The organism is Chloroflexota bacterium, assembly GCA_018829775.1.
Classification (GTDB): domain Bacteria; phylum Chloroflexota; class Dehalococcoidia; order Dehalococcoidales; family RBG-16-60-22; genus E44-bin89.
In genome coordinates, this window is record JAHJTL010000082.1 from 1 (window position 1) to 16209 (window position 16209).

Here is a 16209-nt window from a genome sequence, read left to right on the forward strand (position 1 = left end):
CCGTAACTCTAAAACCATCCAGGCTTCTGCAGGAACTTCAAATTCGCAATCAATGCCTTTGGGCCTGGCCGGAACAAAACCGAAGCGGGGATAATAATCGGGGTGACCCAATACGACTACTATCTCATAGCCAAGAAGTTGGCACTCTCTGAGACCAGCCCGAACCATTTGTGAGCCAATCCCTTTACGCTGGTGCGTTGGAAGAACCGCCATCGGGGCAAGGGCGATTGCCTCGAAGCTCGAACATTCCGATTCTATAACTACTGGGCTGAACGCAATATGCCCCACAATCCTATTATCCTGAACCGCAACCAGCGAAAGTGTCAAAACGCCTCGCTTTCGAAGCTTTTCAATGAGTTCTCCTTCTTCCTTTTGACCAAATGCCTCTTCATTAACATGGCGAATTGCATCTTTATCTTTAGTTGTTTCTGGACGTATTATTAGCAAACAAGTAGCCTCCTGCCAACTTCGCTAGTCTGTCGGCCATTATATCATTAGGGAAGATTGGACGTCACTACAGAAGTTCACCTATTGATACTCCAGCCCCTTTTTAAGACGGTGAATCCCCGTATATAATGTCTATATGGATAAAGCACGCATTGAACAAATCTTAAAACTTTTAATCAACGAGTATGGAAATCGGGACTGGCGGCCGGATGATAGTCCGCTGAACGTGCTGGTCCAGACCATTCTCTCTCAAAATACCTCTGATACAAATTCAAGAAGAGCTTTCAAGTCTCTCCTCACCTTTTTCCCTAGATGGGAGGATGCTGCCGCTGCTGATGTTTACCAGATCGCCAACGCCATAAAAGGCGGGGGGCTGGGGGAAATCAAGGCGAGGTACATCAAGCAGGCGCTCGGGGAAATCCAGCGAAAGCGAGGCCGCCTGGAGCTCGACTTTTTAAATGAGCTTCCTCTGGACGAGGCCAGGGACTGGCTGACGCAGCTGCCGGGAGTGGGCACCAAAACGGCCAACTGCGTCTTTCTTTTTTCTCTGGGCCGACCGGCCCTGCCGGTGGATACTCATATTTATCGCGTGGCAATGCGGCTCGGGCTGATTGATGCCAATACCACGGTGGCGAAGGCCCACAGGTTGCTGGAAAGCCTGGTGCCGCCGGATAAGGTCTATCCTTTTCATGTGCTGATGATTGAACACGGCAGAAAAGTGTGTAAGGCGCAGCGACCACGATGTCCCGCGTGCGCTTTACGGAGGCACTGCCTATATTTCCGGCAAAACCAGCCATCGAAGTAAAGTTCCTTGACAAGAAAAAGGCAATGTAATAAGCTTTTCTTCGGGTCGGACACTGGAGCATTCCTGAATTCCAAATGCACTGGAGGGACGTATATGGATAAAATTGCACGGGCTATGGAGAGCGCGGGATTTCCCAGTGGCGACCGGTATGACCTGCCAAGCTCGACCAAAACCTTCCCCGACGGCGCACACTACCGCGTGGAGATTTCCGGTATGGAGACACCCAAAGTCCTGGCCGCGACATGCGACGAAGCTAAAAAGCAGGGGGTTCCCTTCCACCGCTCGATTTCCGTGGTACGGGGAGCTTCCATGCTCACCCGTGAACAGCTGAGAGAATTTGCCGAAATCGCCCGTGATAACCAGGTGGAGGTTATCATGACGCCGGGACCGCGACCTACCTGGTACACCGGCCGGCAGGTTGCTACTCCAGAAGGTGCCCTTTCCGGGATGCGGATGAGGGGAATGGATTCCGTCCGGCACTACCTGATGGAACTGGAACGCTGTATCGAGCTTGGCTTCCGCGGCTTTCTGGTCTGGGATGAGGGAGTCCTTTCCCTGCTCAATACCATGAAGCAGAACGGTGACCTGCCCGAGGACATCGTATTCAAGGTCTCCATCTTCGCCGGACACGCCAATGCCACGGGAGTAAAACTGGTGGAGTCCCTCGGGGCAGGCAGCTGCAATCCGGTGGCCGACCTGACGCTGCCGGAACTGGCCTCTATTAGGAGCGTGGTGAACATTCCTCTCGATGTACACATTCAGCTCTGGAGCTCAATGGGCGGCTTCAACCGCATCTTTGAGACGCCGGAAATCGCCCGGGTGGCTTCTCCCTGCTACTTCAAGATGGAGCCGGGTCCGGGCCTGGCAATGTACATGCCCTGGGGCATGTCCGAGGATATGCTGGCGGAACTGGGCCGGGAAAAAATCCGCTCCATCAAGAATATTATCGAACTGGTAGAACAGGTTCATCCTGAACTAATAGTATCAAAGCAGGGACCGGAAGACCTGAGAGTGCCCGTGCCAAAGTAAAAGAAGGAGGATTATAGACAGATGCCAAAGAAATCCGTTCTCGATTTTGTGGAGATGAAAAAGAAGGGTGAGAAAATCACCTATCTAACCGCCTATGATTTCCCCATGGCCAGTTTCTGTGAAAAAGCCGGTATCGACATGATACTGGTTGGCGACAGCGCCGCTATGGTTGTCCACGGTTTGCCCGGAACGGTGCCGATGACCATGGACCAGATGATTCAACATTCCCAGATAGTCAGACGGGGCGCGCCCAACACGTTCATCATCGGCGACATGCCTTTCCTCTCTTACCAGGTTTCAAGGGAAGGCGCCATTGAAAACGCCGGTCGGTTCTTCAAAGAGGCGAGCATGGATGCCGTCAAACTGGAAGGTGGTCGCCGGGTCATCAAGCAGATTGAGGGCATCGTTGAAGGCGGCATGTCCGTGATGGGGCACATCGGCCTGACCCCGCAGAGCTCCGGGCAGCTGGGCGGTTTCAAGGCGCAGGGGCGCACCGCGGATACCGCCATGGAGCTGATAAAGGACGCTCTTGCCATTGAAAAAGCGGGTGCCTTTGCCCTTTTGGTGGAAGCAGTTCCTCCGGAAGTGGGTTTGAAAATTTCCGAGATGCTTAAAATCCCGGTGCTGGGCATCGGCGCCGGCATGTACACCGACGGCCAGGTATTGATTATCGGTGATATGCTGGGCTACTTTGAGGCGTTCACGCCCAAGTTCGTCAAGAAATACGCCAATCTTGCCGAGGTCATTGACAAAGCGTTCCGCGAGTATATCGACGATGTCAGAACCGGCAAGTTCCCCGAGGAGAAGCACTGCTACCGCATGGTTGAGGGGGAACTCGACAAGCTGGAATCAATGCTGAAGAATCTGCCACCGCAGTAATAAGCATATACTGGTGAAATCCAAGAAAAGGTAACGGGCGGCGTGGCATTACGCCACGCCGCTTTTTAATCGCCGAGCGACAGGCAGCGCAGAAAGGTTTCCTCGAAGTCCGGCCTTCCAGACAACTCGATATGGTGCGCTTCAGAAGCAATCTTTTCTGCCTGACGCCTTTCTTCCAGGTCGAGCAGGGCTTTCAGGGCACCATCCATGGCCCCGTTGCCGATGAAATGTATTTTTTCCAGTGGGAACGGTGGAATCAGCCCCAAAGTGACCGCCCTTTCACGGTTGATATAGTTGCCGAACACGCCGGCGAGAAGGACTTCCTGGATATCATCGGCGCTGATGCCGGCTTCTTTCATGAGCAGTTCCACACCAGCGCGTATGGCCCCCTTGGCCAGCTGCAATTCGCGGACGTCCTGCTGGGTCAGCGTGACCTCTCTTTCTTCATCTCTGAAGATTATAAATTCCCGCGCTTCCTCACGGACTCTGACCCTCGGTGCCAGTTCCTCCGCCCACCTGGAGTTTACCTCTGCGGGCTGTAGAATGCGGCCTTTGCGGTCGAGCACTCCTGTCCGGTAAAGCTCCGCCACCAGGTCAATCAGACCGGAGCCACAGATACCTTTAGGTGCCACGCTACCGATTACCGAGTAATCTATTTCTGGAGTGGCCTGAAAAGCGCTGATGGCGCCCTTCACCGCACGCATGCCATATTTAATCCGTCCCCCTTCAAAGGCGGGGCCGGCCGCGGTGGAGGCGGTCAGGACTCCCTTTCTGGTAGCCAGCATCACCTCGCCATTGGTGCCGATATCAATGGCGAGCCTGGGAACACGGCTCTGATGCAGCCTTGTCGCCAGGATGACGGCCACGGTATCGGCGCCCACAAAGCTGGCAATCGACGGCATGATGTGTACTTTTGCTCTGGGGTGAATCTGCAAATCCAGTTCGATTGCCGGCAGGTCGAACGGTTGATTCAAGCCTCCAACATACGGCGCCAGCGCAATATATCTGGCCTCCAGTCCCAGTAACGTATGGAGCATGGTGGTATTGCCCACCACCGTAGCTTCGAAAATTCTGTCCCGTTCTCGTTTGGCATTGCGGCACAGCCGGAGCAAAAGCTGGTTTAAACCTTTTACCAGTTCTTTCTGCAGTTTTTCTCGCTTTTCAGGACCCTCTTCTGCATACATTATCCGGGAAACAACGTCGGCACCAAAGGTGATTTGGGGATTGAGCTCCGCATCCAGGGCAACCACCTTACCGGTATGCAGGTCGGCCAGCGCCGCCGCGAGGGTGGTGGTGCCGATGTCGATGGCCACGCCCAGCATATCTCTTTCAGCGCCGGGTGGGTCCAGTTCCACCACGTCATTTCCCACCACCACCGCCTCCCCTTTAAAATTCCACTCACGGAGGCGAGCCGATAGCTCCCGCAGCAATGGCAGTTCGGTGCTTACTGGTTTATCTACGGACCGTTCCAGATACTCGGCGAGGCGGTCCCAGTCGGCCCGCTGGTCCTTTAGAGAAGGCTTACTCAATTCGAAATGAATGCTCCGGACGTTGGGCTGCAGGGAGATTTCCTCCCCGAGCAACCCAAAACTTGCCTTGGCCCTTGAAATCTCTATCTCAGGAAGGCGGACTTCGCCGGACTCCTCCACGGTAACCTGGCAGGCAAGGTGCCAGCCACTGTCCAGTTCCTCCCGGGACAGCTTCTCCTTCTCCGGTTCCGTGTATTTCCGGCTGATTCCAGAGAGCTGTACCTTGCACTTGAGACAGGTACCCTGTCCTCCGCAGGGTGAATCGAGGGGAATCCCGGCTTCTATGAGTGCGGTGCGCAGGTTATCGCCTGCCTTCAGTTTCAGTTCGCGGTCGGGAGGAATGACCCGGACGTTAACCTTCATCTATGACAGCTTCCCCTGCCGATAAGCGGTGATGTATCCGGCGCAGAACTTGTCCCTGTCCAGAATCGTCTCCGCCGCCGCCAGACCGGCCATAAGCTCGCGGTCGGTGGGGTCAATGATTGCCGAATCAAGCCCCTGGGCCATGGCCGCAATTAAGAACGTGCGGTTGATAAGCTTCCGCACCGGCAGCCCATAAGATACGTTGGTCAGCCCGCAGATGGTGTGCACTTCCGGCATTTGCCTGGTGATTTCACCGATAGCCCCGAGCGCGGCGACTGCCGACTGGGTATCGGTGGCTATGGGGTAAATGAGCGGGTCAATGAAAATGTCATCCGGCGCCACACCTTCTTTGGTCAAAATGTCGACCATCTGCCGGGCTATATCTACTTTTTCATCAACGGTACGGCCCATGCCGGCATCGCTCTGGCACAGCACGACGATTCTCGTCCCGTACTGTTTTATCAACGGCAGCATCCCAGCCATACGCTGCTTTTCCATGGTGATGGAATTTACCAGGCACGGCTTCTTCACCAGCTTCAGGGCAACCGCGATTGCCGCCGGGTCCGGACTGTCCAGGCAGAGCGGCAAATCGGTGGCACCCTGCACCACTTCCACCAGCCAGCACAGGAACTCCGCCTCCTGCCCGACGAAGCTGCCGGCGTTTACGTCAATGTAGCTTGCGCCGGCTTCTGTCTGGGACCTTGCCTCATTCCGGATAAAATCGGCATCTTTGGCTTTTATCGCCTCGCTGATTGTCTTGCGAGACGAGTTAATTCTCTCGGCGACAATTAGCATAAAAATTCCTCCTCAACTGATATCGCTAATCGGGCAGCTTGTCCAGGCCGGCAATCTCCCGGAGCAGATTGATGAAGTATTTAAAATTATCAAAAGAAACGTCCGGCGGAATGGCGTGGTCCAGACCGGGGAAGAAACCACCCGTCTTACAGAGGTACGGCACCTTGGACATTACTTCCTCGCGCAGCGCATCTTTCCCCTTGAGGAAAGCCCTTTTATCAATGTGGCCGCCCAGAATGAGCTCCTTGCCGAACTTCTTCCTCAGGGCAATGCCGTCCATGCCTGCCGCCACCTCGAGCGGCCAGGGGAAATTGACTCCGACCTCCTTGAGCCAGATAGGTATCAGTTCTTCGATATTGCCATCGCTGTCCACATGGATGATATCGATACCATTGCTGTGAAGGAAATCGGTAATTGTTTTGTAGCGGGGTATCATGAATTTCTTGAACATATCGGGGGAAATCAAGGGCCCTGCCTTATAGGCCATATCTTCCCAGAACCGGACGAAATCAATCCTCAGGTCTTTGACCGCCCTTTTGGCCACGCCCAGCACCAAATAGAGCACCTGGTCCATCATGTCCTCAACCAGTTTGGGGTCGTCGTAGAACCAGTAAAGCAGTCTCTCCAGCCCCGCCCACTCCCGCAGCACCCCGAAAAAGCCAGCCATCAGCAGTACGGTGGGGGCGTCTTCACTGTTTCGCTGTGCCACATAAGCATCCCAGTCTCTGGGCCATCGCTCGGGAGTATCGGGGTCAAGCCGTTTCTTGTATTCGTTCCAGGAAGCTCTATCCTTAACCGGATGGTCTAAATACTTGGGCATGCGCAGGGGGTGCTCTTTGGAAACCTCAACCGTCTGACCGCCGAAAGCGATTTCGACCCGATGGCGTTCATCTTCTCGAATGACCTTCCGTTCAAAAACGGGGACCACCGGCGGGGTGATAAGGTAATGCCCCGGGCCCATCTGTGTGGGGTCTTCCTTTAAATCGGCACGGTTTACCCCGGCCACGATTTCCTGCGTGCTGTGAATATGGTCAAGCTGAAAATAACGGTTGTAACCATCCTGGTTTAAAATCTCTTTTGGGGCGCCCTGCCTGACCCAGGTTTCGGGTGTTTCCGACCAGTACTTGTTGAACCAGTCATATATCGGGACTTCGTCCGGTCGTTGGCCAAGGCACAGCTCCCGAAAGCGTTTCCGATTGGGCCTGAGAACACTTGATTCCTTCATAGCGCGGTCTCCTTCAGGTCCAGCAGAATGGATTCAATAAGAATTTTTTATCTGTTTAAGTATAGTATCTTTCTAAATGTTGCACAAACTCTCGGCCAGTTCCGCGATGTAGCGGCGGTTTTCCAGTTTACCCTGCCACCGGCCGGGAATGGCATCCACGCCGAGATACGCCCCGGAGATTGCGCCCGTCATCGCTCCGATGGTATCCGTATCGCCACCGAGGCTGATTGCACCAAGTACCGCACCGGCAAATAAATCGGGCCGGGACAGAAAGCAATAAATGGCGGTGGGGACGGAATTAAAGGCTTCAATGCCGTTTCCCAGCTCAAGCACCGTTTTTTCCGGGTCTGGCTGAACCATCAACGCGCTTATTTTGTTCAACTTCTCGCGGTACACCTTTTCCAACGTAAAGTTGATTAGCTTGGACAGGAATTCAGCCCGGTCGAAGTCCGGGGACGGTTCCAGAACAGTAGCCAGGGCAATGGCATAAGCCTGTATAGCAGCGCCTTCCCTGCCCAGCGTATGGGCATGCGTAATTTGACTAGACCCGTAGGCCACATCCCGCAGGGTCTCCCGGTTATCACGATAAAATACGCCGATAGGTGCCGCCCTCATTGCCGAGCCGTTGCCGAAGGAACCACCGCGGTATAATCGCTGGGCCGCTTCATCCCAGGGGACACCGTCTCGAATCATACGGAAGATGCGCGGCGGCCCGGGTCCATAGCCGCGATAGGGCTCGCGCTCATAGTTGCGGACAAAGGTGTATGCCATATCCTCGCCGTCAAATCCCCGGCACCGCAACAGCGATTCGGCAACGCCGAGCATCATGTGGGTATCGTCGGTATAGGTCAATACGGGCAGCCTTTCCGCCACCGTTTCAATTTCCTCGGGTTCCACGCGGTCATAACCTTCAAACGGCGCGCCCAGGGCGTCACCCACTGCCGTGCCGATAAAGGCACCGAGGAATTTCGACTTCAGAGCCGGACCGTCCATCTGAGAAAAGCTTACTTGCTGCTCAGACCCATCGACTGAGCATTCGGGCATTTCTCTGCCTAGAGAAACTCCTTCTCAAAATCGGTGATGGCGGCGTCCAGCAGGTCGAAGGCTTCGTCTATCACCGGTTCGGTGATAGTGAAGGGAGGTGAGACCAGCAGAGCATCACCGCTGACGCCGTTCTTGATGCCAATGGTGGGATAACTCATAATGCCGTGTTCCATGGCGATATGCTGGAGGCGGTTGGCTGCCTGCCGCTTCAGGGCAAAAGGCTCCCGTGCCTCTTTGTTCTGCACCAGCTCGATGCCCATGAGCAGGCCCTTACCCCGTATATCCCCCACCACAGGATGATGGGCCAGCTTTTCTCTCCCCTTCTGGAAAAAGTGCTCGCCAAGCCGGGCACAGCGCTCCACCAGCCCCTCTTTCTGGAGGACATCGATAACCGCCAGGCAGGTGGCCGCCGAGACGGGGTTGCCCTCCATGGTGAAACCGTGCACGAAGCTGGCGCCCGTCTCCGAAAATACCCTGCCGATTTTTTCGTCGATAATCACCACCGCCATCGGGGTATAGCCTCCGGTCATCCCTTTGGCCGAGGTGATGATATCGGGGTTGACGTCCCAGTGATTAATACCAAACCACTTGCCCGTCCGGCCAAAGCCACAGATGACCTCATCGTCGACGAGCAACACATCGTACTTGTCGCAAATATCGCGGATAATAGGGTAGTACTCCGGAACGGGCACCATGCAGGCTGTGCCGGCGCCACCTATCGATTCGATAAAGAAGGCGGCAACGTACTGCGCGCCGACCTGATTGATAATCTCTTCGAGTGCCCGGGCGCATTTAATGTCGCAACCCGGATAGGTGAGCTCGTAAGCACAGTGGTAGCATAACGGGGCCGGTATCTTGGGCCACTGGTGCAGTACCGGCTCAAACTTCTGCCGCCGCATGGTATGCCCGGAAACGGAGAGCGCACCGAGCGTCATGCCGTGATAGCTCTGCCAGCGGGATAGCACCATGTACTTCTCCGGCTTGCCCCTTTCCACATGATACTGGCGGGCGATTTTTATCGCTGTCTCGTTGGCCTCGGAACCGCTGTTGCAGAACTGGCACTGTGTTAAATTGGCCGGGGCAACGCTGATAATGCGTTCTGCCAGTTCCAGAAGCGGCTCGTTGAGCCAGAAGGCACGAAAGAAGAAGGACACTTTATCAATCTGCTTTTTCGTTGCCTCATTTACCTTCTGGTTGCCATGCCCGAGGGAGACGACATGAGGCCCGCCGCTGAAGTCAATGTACTTCTTGCCATTCTGGTCATACAGGTATACGCCATCGCCGCGCTCGCAAATCACTTGCGGCGGAAGGGTTCCATGTAATGTCCCGAAAAGGTGGCTGTTCCGTTTCTGCGCTGTTCCCAATCTATCTGCCATATACTCCCCCTCTGTACTCCGGATGATTACTTTCCGTAAGCTATTTTGTATAGCTCGATTATCTCTTCTTTGCTTGCCTGACGCGGATTATTGGCCGGGCTGCCGCTGGCAATGGCATCCTCGCTCATTTTCGGCGCCAGCTGGTCGAGCTTTTCTTTATCCACGCCCAACTCACGCAGCGACGGTATCTTTATATCCTTAATGAGCTTCTTGACCGCCTCAGCGCCGCGCTTCGCCGCTTCCATTTCGGACAGGCCGTTTATATCCACTCCCATAGCCTCGGCAATACGCGCGTACCGGGTCGGATTTCCCTCCAGGCTGAATTCCATCACCGTGCCGAGGAGGGCGGCATTCGACGCGCCGTGACGCACGTGGAAATAGGCCCCTATGGGCCGCGCCATGCCGTGCACCAGCGCCACGGAAGAATTGCTGAACGCTATCCCGCCCATGAGCGCGCCTATCATAGTCTTTTCCCTCGCCTCCAGGTTTTTCCCGTCAGCCCAGGCCTGCCGCAGATTGCCGGCAATCTGTTCTATGGCGGCAAGGCAGAATAGGTCGCTTATCGGCTGGGCTTTCACCGAAACGTAAGCCTCGATGGCATGGGTCAGCGCATCGATTCCGGTGGCAGCGGTAATATCGGGTGGCAGCAGTACGGTAAGCTGCGGGTCAACGATGGCTATCTCGGGCATCAAAAATGGGCTGCCGATGAGCATTTTAACGTCCCGTCTGGTATCGGTAATGATGGTAAACGGTGTAACCTCGCTGCCGGTTCCGGCCGTCGTGGGCACGGCGATAACCGGTCGGCCTTTCCTGGGGACCTTGCCCAGCCCCATGTAGTCCTCTATTGAGCCTTCGTTGGTGGCCATGACCGATATGGCCTTGGCGGTGTCCATCGGGCTTCCCCCACCGACGGCCAGAAGACAGTCGCACCCGTGGCCCCGAAATGCCTCCAGCCCTTCCTGAACATACTCTACGACTGGTTCCATATTGACGCCATCATAGATGGCATATGCCACGCCGCCCTGTCGCAGCGACTCCAGAACACCATCAAGTATGCCCAGTTTCACCTGGTTCCGGTCGGTCACAATCAGGGCTTTCTTTAAATTTAATTTCTTGCACTCATCGCCAACCTGTTTTGACGACCCGGAACCGGTGATAACGGCGTTGGGAATGCGGAAAGTTTTGACGGGCAGCATAAAGCTCCTCCAGAGATTAATAAATAGGCTAGATGGTAAGCCCCTTTCCAAGGAAAAGTGACTATCGACAAAAGTCTATTATATTCGACTCTTTACGTCAATCCATATGGTAACAGTCCCGCCTTAGTCGTTTGACAAAGATGGCATCCGCAGTTACGATAATGCCATACATCATAACAGGATACGGAACCCGGCCTTTTGGTGATTCACCAACAATGTTGATGCTATAATTGATTGAGGAGGCGTGAAAAATATGGCCGAAAAACCCTTTGAACTGTCATTGACCCCGGATTACCTGAAAAGAATCGAGGAAATCATCACTGCGGGAGGGCGGAGCTCGCTTTATGGCCCGGAAGAAGCGGTTGCCGCCATGAAGCAGCCGAATTTCGACAATGAACGTATGTGGGGCCTGCTACGCGGCTCATATGATATCCACCAGCACACCGGGCCCTCATCGACCACCCAGCGCCTTTTCAGCCAGATCGATTTCGCCATTCAGGCCTGTGAAATGGGGCAGGCGGGCATCGTCTGCAAGGACCATACCCTGCCAACCTCTCCCTCGGTGCAGCTCACCCAGACGGTCGTTGATAAATGGGCCGAGGAACATAACAAGAAAAAGACCGAGGTCTTCGGCGGCGTGGTGCTCAATTATGCCGTCGGCGGACTCAACCCCGACGCGGTCGTGGCCAGCTACCGGGTGGGGGGCAAATATATCTGGTTGCCCAACATGGACGCCGCCCATCACCGCAGTGTAACACGACACTCCAAAGGCGGGGGCATTTCCGTCATCGATGAGAAGGGAAACGTGGTACCGGAGATGAAGGAAATTCTAAAACTGATGGCGGAGACGGATATGGTGCTCGGCCTGTGTCATCAAAGCACGGCGGAACGCTTCGCCGTGGTCAAGGAAGCGGTCGAGATGGGAGTGGAACGCATCGAGGTCAACCACGTCAATTATCCGCTGACCATGGTGACGCCGGAGCAGGCCAAGGAACTGGCCAATATGGGCGCCTGTATCGGCATCTATGCCATGCACCTGGCGCCGCCGGCCTTCGTCTGGGATGAGACGATAGCCTTTTATCAGGCAGTGGGTCCGGAGCGGATTGTCTTCGGCTCTGACTGCGGTCATATTGAGACCGGCCTCCCCTGGGAACAGATGAGAAAACTGATTCTCGGCTTCCTGTTCCGCGGCGTGCCTGACGAACACATAAAAATGATGTGCCAGACCAACGCGCACAATCTGCTGCACTGATATCTATCCTGATAAGTGGAGGTGGGGTATGATGGCGAAACAGAACAATTTACAATTTTTGGAAAAGCCAGAGCTAAGGCAGCCATATCTGATCTGCGGCATTAACGGCTGGGTGGATGGTGGAGAGGCGGCTACGGGCACGACACAGTACCTTATCAAGAAACTGAAAGCTAAAAAATTCGCGGAAATGCCCCTCGACCGTTACCACGTATTCCAGGTGCCGGGGCAGCTATCCCTCAGGCCCCAGATAAAAATCGCGGACGGGCTGCTGAAACAACACGTATTTCCGCGTAACGAGTTCTTCTACTGGGTCAACCCTCATTCGGCTAATGACCTGATTCTCTACCTGGGCACGGAGCCAAACACCAACTGGGAAGAATACACGGAGAATATACTGAATCTCGCCGCGGATTACAGCGCCAGCCGAATTTACGTGCTGGGAGGCGTCCTGGACAAGACGCCGCATACCAAGGAGGCCGGCGTGTTCTGCGCCTGCACATCGAAAGAGTTACGACAGGAGATGTTGAAGTACAGTATGCAGTCGAGCAACTACGAGGGACCAGGCAGCTTCAGCATCACCATGCTCCATCTGTCGCAGAAGAGGAAAATGCCACTGGTGAGCATTATCGCCCGGTCCACCTACTACCCCGAATTCAACATCGTCATTCCGCGCAATCCCAAGGCGATAAAAGCGGTCGTGCTCCGGCTGAACAGCCTTTTCCATCTCAATCTGGACCTCTCTGACCTTGACCAGGAGGCTGACGAGCTGGAGGTGAAGCTCAACTTCATGGCGAGCCATAACCAGGAGTTCCAGGCCTATATTGAGGAGCTGGAAAAGGAATACGTCGAGGTTAAATACGAAGCGCCGCTCGACCTCACAGCCAATGAAGCGGTACAGCTGGCCGAGGAATTTCTGAAAGAGACGAGGGAAGAATAGCTAACTCCGTGGGCGGCTAATAGCCCTCTTCCGCGGCGGCGATTATCGCCTTCAGGTTTTCAATAGGGGTCTGTAGCGAGATGGCACACTCCGGCCCGATGGAGGCAACGCCCGCTTCTATGTTGTACCTGGCCTGTTTATACACATCATCCGGCGTACCCTGCAGCAGGCCCTCAATATTGCCGATGCCCCCCAGCAGCGATACCTGGCCCCCCGCCGCTTCAACAGCTTTCTTCGGGTCGTTCTGCCATTCAAAGTGATAGCCGTCATAGCCCTCGGTGGCGATGTACGGAATACGGTCGAGGCACCGTCCACATATATGCAGGATGGTCGGCCCCCCTATCTGCGCCAGCATCTTACGGTGCACCGGCACCAGGAAGTCGGCATAGGTCTGGGCGCTGACCATGGCTCCGGTGGCGTGGTCGGGAAGCACCACCGCATCGGCACCGGCGCGGAGCTGGGCGTTAGCAACGGCAATGGTCACCGGCATGTACGCCTCCAGGTATGCTCTCACCTGCTCGGGGTCAAGTCGCACCAGGATGAGGAAGTCCTCCACACCGACCGTATGGTAGCAGATGGTCCACGGGCCCATCACCTTGCCGAGTATGGCCACGCGGTCGCCGTACTCACGGCGCAGCTTCGAGATGGCATCGAGCACCACCTTTATGGACGGTTTTTCCAGCAGATTGTCCGGGATAACGACGTCCCCGGGGTTCTTCACCGGGTGCGTCATCGTCTCTGGCATCATATTATCGCTGCCCCAGTTCACCTCGCAGCCGAGGGCGGCCGCCTCCTGCTGAACGCTGAACTCCGGCATGATGGTATCGAAGCCCAGAACCTCGTAGCCGGCGGCGGCCAGTTCCGCCATGGCACTGGCATCGGTATGGGCATCGGGAAAATGGACGCCGACCTTGTTTATCAGTTCCACACAGACAATTGAGGTGGGATTGGAGACGGAAATGCGCTTGCCCTTACGTCCGCCCATCAGGTTGGCCAGGAAACGTCGCCTCGGGGTCAGGTCAGGCTTTTCTCCGTTGGTCTCAGCAGTCATCTTCTTTACTCCTAGACTTCGATTGGTAGGCTGCCATACTTATCAATCAACTCGACGACCCGTCGCACGCGGTTGATATCACCATCGAAGGGTACGTTGTCCCCCATCCCCACGATGAACCGATAACCCGGCGCCATCTCTTTAAACATATTCATGACGTAGGCGTCGAAGTCCTCGTCGCTGTACATCGGCTCAAACAGTATCGACGGTATCCCTCCCCATATGGTTACCTCATCGCCCAGCTGCTCCCGAAATTCTCTCATGGTAACCCCGGTCTGTGGGGCCGGCGTAATCGCCTCTGCGATGTCGATACCGGTCTCACGGAACAGGGGGTTCAAGCGTCTCATCTCCCCGTCGGCATGTACCGTGGCCAGGCAGCCGTGGGCATGGAGAAAGTCGCACACCTCCCGAAACCAGGGCACAAAATACTTCCGGAATACCGGCGTCTGAATGTCATCGCTCCAGTTGCTGCAGACCTGCAGTATCTCAAGTCCGCTGGTGACGGTTATCTCACGCTTTTTGCGGTCCAGTTCGTTCAAGAGCTCGATCAACTCCTCAACTTCCGCCGGGCGGTCAGCAAGCTCGTAGAAAAAAGTTTCATAGCCCAGTATTTCACGCATGACCCGCTGTACCGGCGACCAGGCCCTGCCCACCGGCGCAATAACTGTCCCTTCCTCACCAAGCTCGTCGCGCATCTTCTCCAGTGGCTCAAAATTGGCCACCGGCACCGTGTGCTCGATGACATACTTGAGCACCGGGTAGTCTTTTTCGCTCTTGAATAGTTTCTCCATCTCGTACTTGACCGAATACCCCTCGGACGTGTCCAAAATTTCTTTCTTGGTTACCGTTCCGACAGGAGTACGGTACTCGGTATCGATATAAGGCGGGTCCTGTTTCTCTATCACTTCCATATCATGGTATTCTTCCCTGACGAGGGAGGCGAACAGGCGATACTGAATGCCGGCGCCGAGGTCACGGACGACGTCTATCTGGCTCCGGCCCCGGTATTTATCGGGAAGCGTGCCGTGGGCATCGTGATATTTATACCAGAGGTCGATGCGCGCCCCGAAGGGCAGTTTGTCCTGCTTTTCGCCCCGCGCCGCCGCCAGTATCCTTTGCTTCTGCGTCATTGTCATTTGTAACCTGAACCCCTGTGCTTATATCTGAACCGGCAGTCGACCATGTTTATCGATAAGCTCCGCGACCCTGCCGACGCGGTTGATATCGCCGTCGAAGGGCAGATTATCTCCCATCCCCACGATGAACCGGTACCCCGGCGCCATCTCTTTAAACATATTCCTGACGAAGGCATCAAAGTCCTCATCGCTGTACATCGGCTCAAAGAGTATCGACGGTATCCCTCCCCATATGGTTGCCTCATCGCCCAGCTGCTCCCGGAACTCCTTCATACTGACCAGGGTCTGTGGGGCGGGGGTGATTGCCTCGGCAATATCTATAGAGGTTTCCCTAAACATGGGATTCAGGCGCCGCATTTCGCCATCGGTGTGCGCCATGACCAAGCGCCCGTGGGAATGGAGAAACTCGCATACCTCCTGAAACCAGGGCACAAAATACTTGCGGAATACCGGCGTCTGAATATCATCGCTCCAGTTGGCGCAGATATTGAATATTTCCAGGTCGCACTCTATGCCCACCTGCAGCTTTCTTCTCTCCAGGTCTTTCACCACCTCTATCATCTCCTCCACCCGCGCCGGGCGGTCCGCCAGCTCATAGAAAAACTCTTCGTAGCCGATTATTTCACGCATTACACGCTGTACCGGCGACCAGAGCCCGCCGGCTGCGGTCATCACCATGCCGTCCTCGCCAACTTCTTCCCGTAATTTAGAATATGGCTCAAAATTCTCCACCGCCTCGGTGTGTTCCATGACGTACTTTATTACCGGGTAATCTTTCTCACTCTTAAAGATTTTCTCCATTTCATACTTTATCCAGGGCCCTTCGGAAGTATCGAAGAGTTCCTTTTTGGCCACGGTGCCGATGGGTGTATGGTATTCGGTAGTGATATAAGGCGGGTTGTTTGTTTCCACCACTTCCATATCCCGGTATTCTTCCCTGGTTACGGCAAAGAAGCGCATCTGGGCGCCGGCACCCAGGTCGCGCAGAATATCGGTCTGGCTCCATCCCTTATATTTATCGGGGAGTGTGCCGTGGGCGGAATGGTAGTTATACCACACGTCAATGCGCGCCCCGTAGGGCAGTTTATCCAGATGCTCACCACGCACCGCCGCCAGTATCTGCTGTTTATGAGTCATTGCCATTC

Annotated in this window: 15 protein-coding genes; 5 read left to right on the forward strand and 10 right to left on the reverse strand. The window is 55.2% G+C overall.

Annotated features, from left to right (window positions below; translation table 11 throughout):
- Nucleotides 1-447, reverse strand: a 447-nt coding sequence (locus tag KKD83_08090; GenBank protein MBU2536104.1) for an N-acetyltransferase, incomplete at its 3' end; no start/stop codon positions are given.
- Between the two features lie 136 nt (nucleotides 448-583).
- Here KKD83_08090 and KKD83_08095 point away from each other — a divergent pair.
- The 3 genes from KKD83_08095 to panB all read left to right on the forward strand — a co-directional run bounded on the left by KKD83_08095 (nucleotide 584) and on the right by panB (nucleotide 3160).
- Complete coding sequence (locus KKD83_08095; protein MBU2536105.1) at nucleotides 584-1252, forward strand: endonuclease III; 669 nt, start codon at nucleotides 584-586, stop codon at nucleotides 1250-1252.
- Nucleotides 1253-1345: 93 nt separating this feature from the next.
- On the forward strand, nucleotides 1346-2281 hold the full coding sequence (locus tag KKD83_08100) for a U32 family peptidase (protein MBU2536106.1): 936 nt from the start codon (nucleotides 1346-1348) through the stop codon (nucleotides 2279-2281).
- A gap of 21 nt (nucleotides 2282-2302) precedes the next feature.
- Nucleotides 2303-3160 carry a 3-methyl-2-oxobutanoate hydroxymethyltransferase gene (panB, locus tag KKD83_08105; GenBank protein ID MBU2536107.1) on the forward strand — a complete coding sequence of 286 codons (858 nt, stop codon included), beginning with the start codon at nucleotides 2303-2305 and terminating at the stop codon, nucleotides 3158-3160.
- Between the two features lie 65 nt (nucleotides 3161-3225).
- Here the strand turns inward: panB and KKD83_08110 are convergent, their stop codons facing one another.
- The 6 genes from KKD83_08110 to KKD83_08135 all read right to left on the reverse strand — a co-directional run bounded on the left by KKD83_08110 (nucleotide 3226) and on the right by KKD83_08135 (nucleotide 10688).
- Nucleotides 3226-5052 carry a DUF4445 domain-containing protein gene (locus KKD83_08110; protein ID MBU2536108.1) on the reverse strand — a complete coding sequence of 609 codons (1827 nt, stop codon included), beginning with the start codon at nucleotides 5050-5052 and terminating at the stop codon, nucleotides 3226-3228.
- Complete coding sequence (locus KKD83_08115) at nucleotides 5053-5847, reverse strand: dihydropteroate synthase (protein ID MBU2536109.1); 795 nt, start codon at nucleotides 5845-5847, stop codon at nucleotides 5053-5055. It abuts the gene before it with no gap.
- A 25-nt stretch (nucleotides 5848-5872) separates the two neighbouring features.
- Nucleotides 5873-7072, reverse strand: coding sequence for a hypothetical protein (locus KKD83_08120; GenBank protein MBU2536110.1), 1200 nt, complete (start codon nucleotides 7070-7072; stop codon nucleotides 5873-5875).
- A 72-nt stretch (nucleotides 7073-7144) separates the two neighbouring features.
- A complete protein-coding gene (locus tag KKD83_08125) occupies nucleotides 7145-8065 on the reverse strand; it encodes an ADP-ribosylglycohydrolase family protein (GenBank protein ID MBU2536111.1) in 921 nt (306 codons plus the stop codon).
- Between the two features lie 59 nt (nucleotides 8066-8124).
- Nucleotides 8125-9492 (reverse strand): aminotransferase class III-fold pyridoxal phosphate-dependent enzyme, encoded by a 1368-nt coding sequence (locus KKD83_08130; GenBank protein ID MBU2536112.1) that lies wholly within the window; start codon nucleotides 9490-9492, stop codon nucleotides 8125-8127.
- Nucleotides 9493-9518: 26 nt separating this feature from the next.
- On the reverse strand, nucleotides 9519-10688 hold the full coding sequence (locus KKD83_08135; protein ID MBU2536113.1) for an iron-containing alcohol dehydrogenase: 1170 nt from the start codon (nucleotides 10686-10688) through the stop codon (nucleotides 9519-9521).
- 253 nt (nucleotides 10689-10941) lie between these two features.
- Here KKD83_08135 and KKD83_08140 point away from each other — a divergent pair, with 253 nt between their 5' ends.
- Together KKD83_08140 and KKD83_08145 are read left to right on the forward strand one after the other, a co-directional pair.
- Nucleotides 10942-11940 (forward strand): hypothetical protein, encoded by a 999-nt coding sequence (locus tag KKD83_08140; protein MBU2536114.1) that lies wholly within the window; start codon nucleotides 10942-10944, stop codon nucleotides 11938-11940.
- A 28-nt stretch (nucleotides 11941-11968) separates the two neighbouring features.
- Nucleotides 11969-12877, forward strand: coding sequence for a PAC2 family protein (locus KKD83_08145; protein ID MBU2536115.1), 909 nt, complete (start codon nucleotides 11969-11971; stop codon nucleotides 12875-12877).
- 16 nt (nucleotides 12878-12893) lie between these two features.
- On the opposite strand, the gene KKD83_08150 is transcribed toward KKD83_08145, so the two are convergent.
- The 3 genes from KKD83_08150 to KKD83_08160 are packed head-to-tail and all read right to left on the reverse strand — an operon-like array spanning nucleotide 12894 to nucleotide 16207.
- Nucleotides 12894-13928 carry an MtaA/CmuA family methyltransferase gene (locus KKD83_08150; GenBank protein MBU2536116.1) on the reverse strand — a complete coding sequence of 345 codons (1035 nt, stop codon included), beginning with the start codon at nucleotides 13926-13928 and terminating at the stop codon, nucleotides 12894-12896.
- An 11-nt stretch (nucleotides 13929-13939) separates the two neighbouring features.
- Nucleotides 13940-15064 carry a hypothetical protein gene (locus KKD83_08155; GenBank protein ID MBU2536117.1) on the reverse strand — a complete coding sequence of 375 codons (1125 nt, stop codon included), beginning with the start codon at nucleotides 15062-15064 and terminating at the stop codon, nucleotides 13940-13942.
- A 21-nt stretch (nucleotides 15065-15085) separates the two neighbouring features.
- Nucleotides 15086-16207 carry a hypothetical protein gene (locus KKD83_08160; protein MBU2536118.1) on the reverse strand — a complete coding sequence of 374 codons (1122 nt, stop codon included), beginning with the start codon at nucleotides 16205-16207 and terminating at the stop codon, nucleotides 15086-15088.
- Nucleotides 16208-16209 lie beyond the last annotated feature (2 nt).

Coding starts and splice junctions, on each gene's coding strand:
- KKD83_08100 (MBU2536106.1), top strand. CDS start 1,346: ATGGATAAAATTGCACGGGCTATGGAGAGCGCGGGATTTCCCAGTGGC.
- KKD83_08115 (MBU2536109.1), bottom strand. CDS start 5,847: ATGCTAATTGTCGCCGAGAGAATTAACTCGTCTCGCAAGACAATCAGC.
- KKD83_08125 (MBU2536111.1), bottom strand. CDS start 8,065: ATGGACGGTCCGGCTCTGAAGTCGAAATTCCTCGGTGCCTTTATCGGC.
- KKD83_08130 (MBU2536112.1), bottom strand. CDS start 9,492: ATGGCAGATAGATTGGGAACAGCGCAGAAACGGAACAGCCACCTTTTC.
- panB (MBU2536107.1), top strand. CDS start 2,303: ATGCCAAAGAAATCCGTTCTCGATTTTGTGGAGATGAAAAAGAAGGGT.
- KKD83_08095 (MBU2536105.1), top strand. CDS start 584: ATGGATAAAGCACGCATTGAACAAATCTTAAAACTTTTAATCAACGAG.
- KKD83_08145 (MBU2536115.1), top strand. CDS start 11,969: ATGATGGCGAAACAGAACAATTTACAATTTTTGGAAAAGCCAGAGCTA.
- KKD83_08155 (MBU2536117.1), bottom strand. CDS start 15,064: ATGACAATGACGCAGAAGCAAAGGATACTGGCGGCGGCGCGGGGCGAA.
- KKD83_08160 (MBU2536118.1), bottom strand. CDS start 16,207: ATGGCAATGACTCATAAACAGCAGATACTGGCGGCGGTGCGTGGTGAG.
- KKD83_08120 (MBU2536110.1), bottom strand. CDS start 7,072: ATGAAGGAATCAAGTGTTCTCAGGCCCAATCGGAAACGCTTTCGGGAG.
- KKD83_08135 (MBU2536113.1), bottom strand. CDS start 10,688: ATGCTGCCCGTCAAAACTTTCCGCATTCCCAACGCCGTTATCACCGGT.
- KKD83_08150 (MBU2536116.1), bottom strand. CDS start 13,928: ATGACTGCTGAGACCAACGGAGAAAAGCCTGACCTGACCCCGAGGCGA.
- KKD83_08110 (MBU2536108.1), bottom strand. CDS start 5,052: ATGAAGGTTAACGTCCGGGTCATTCCTCCCGACCGCGAACTGAAACTG.
- KKD83_08140 (MBU2536114.1), top strand. CDS start 10,942: ATGGCCGAAAAACCCTTTGAACTGTCATTGACCCCGGATTACCTGAAA.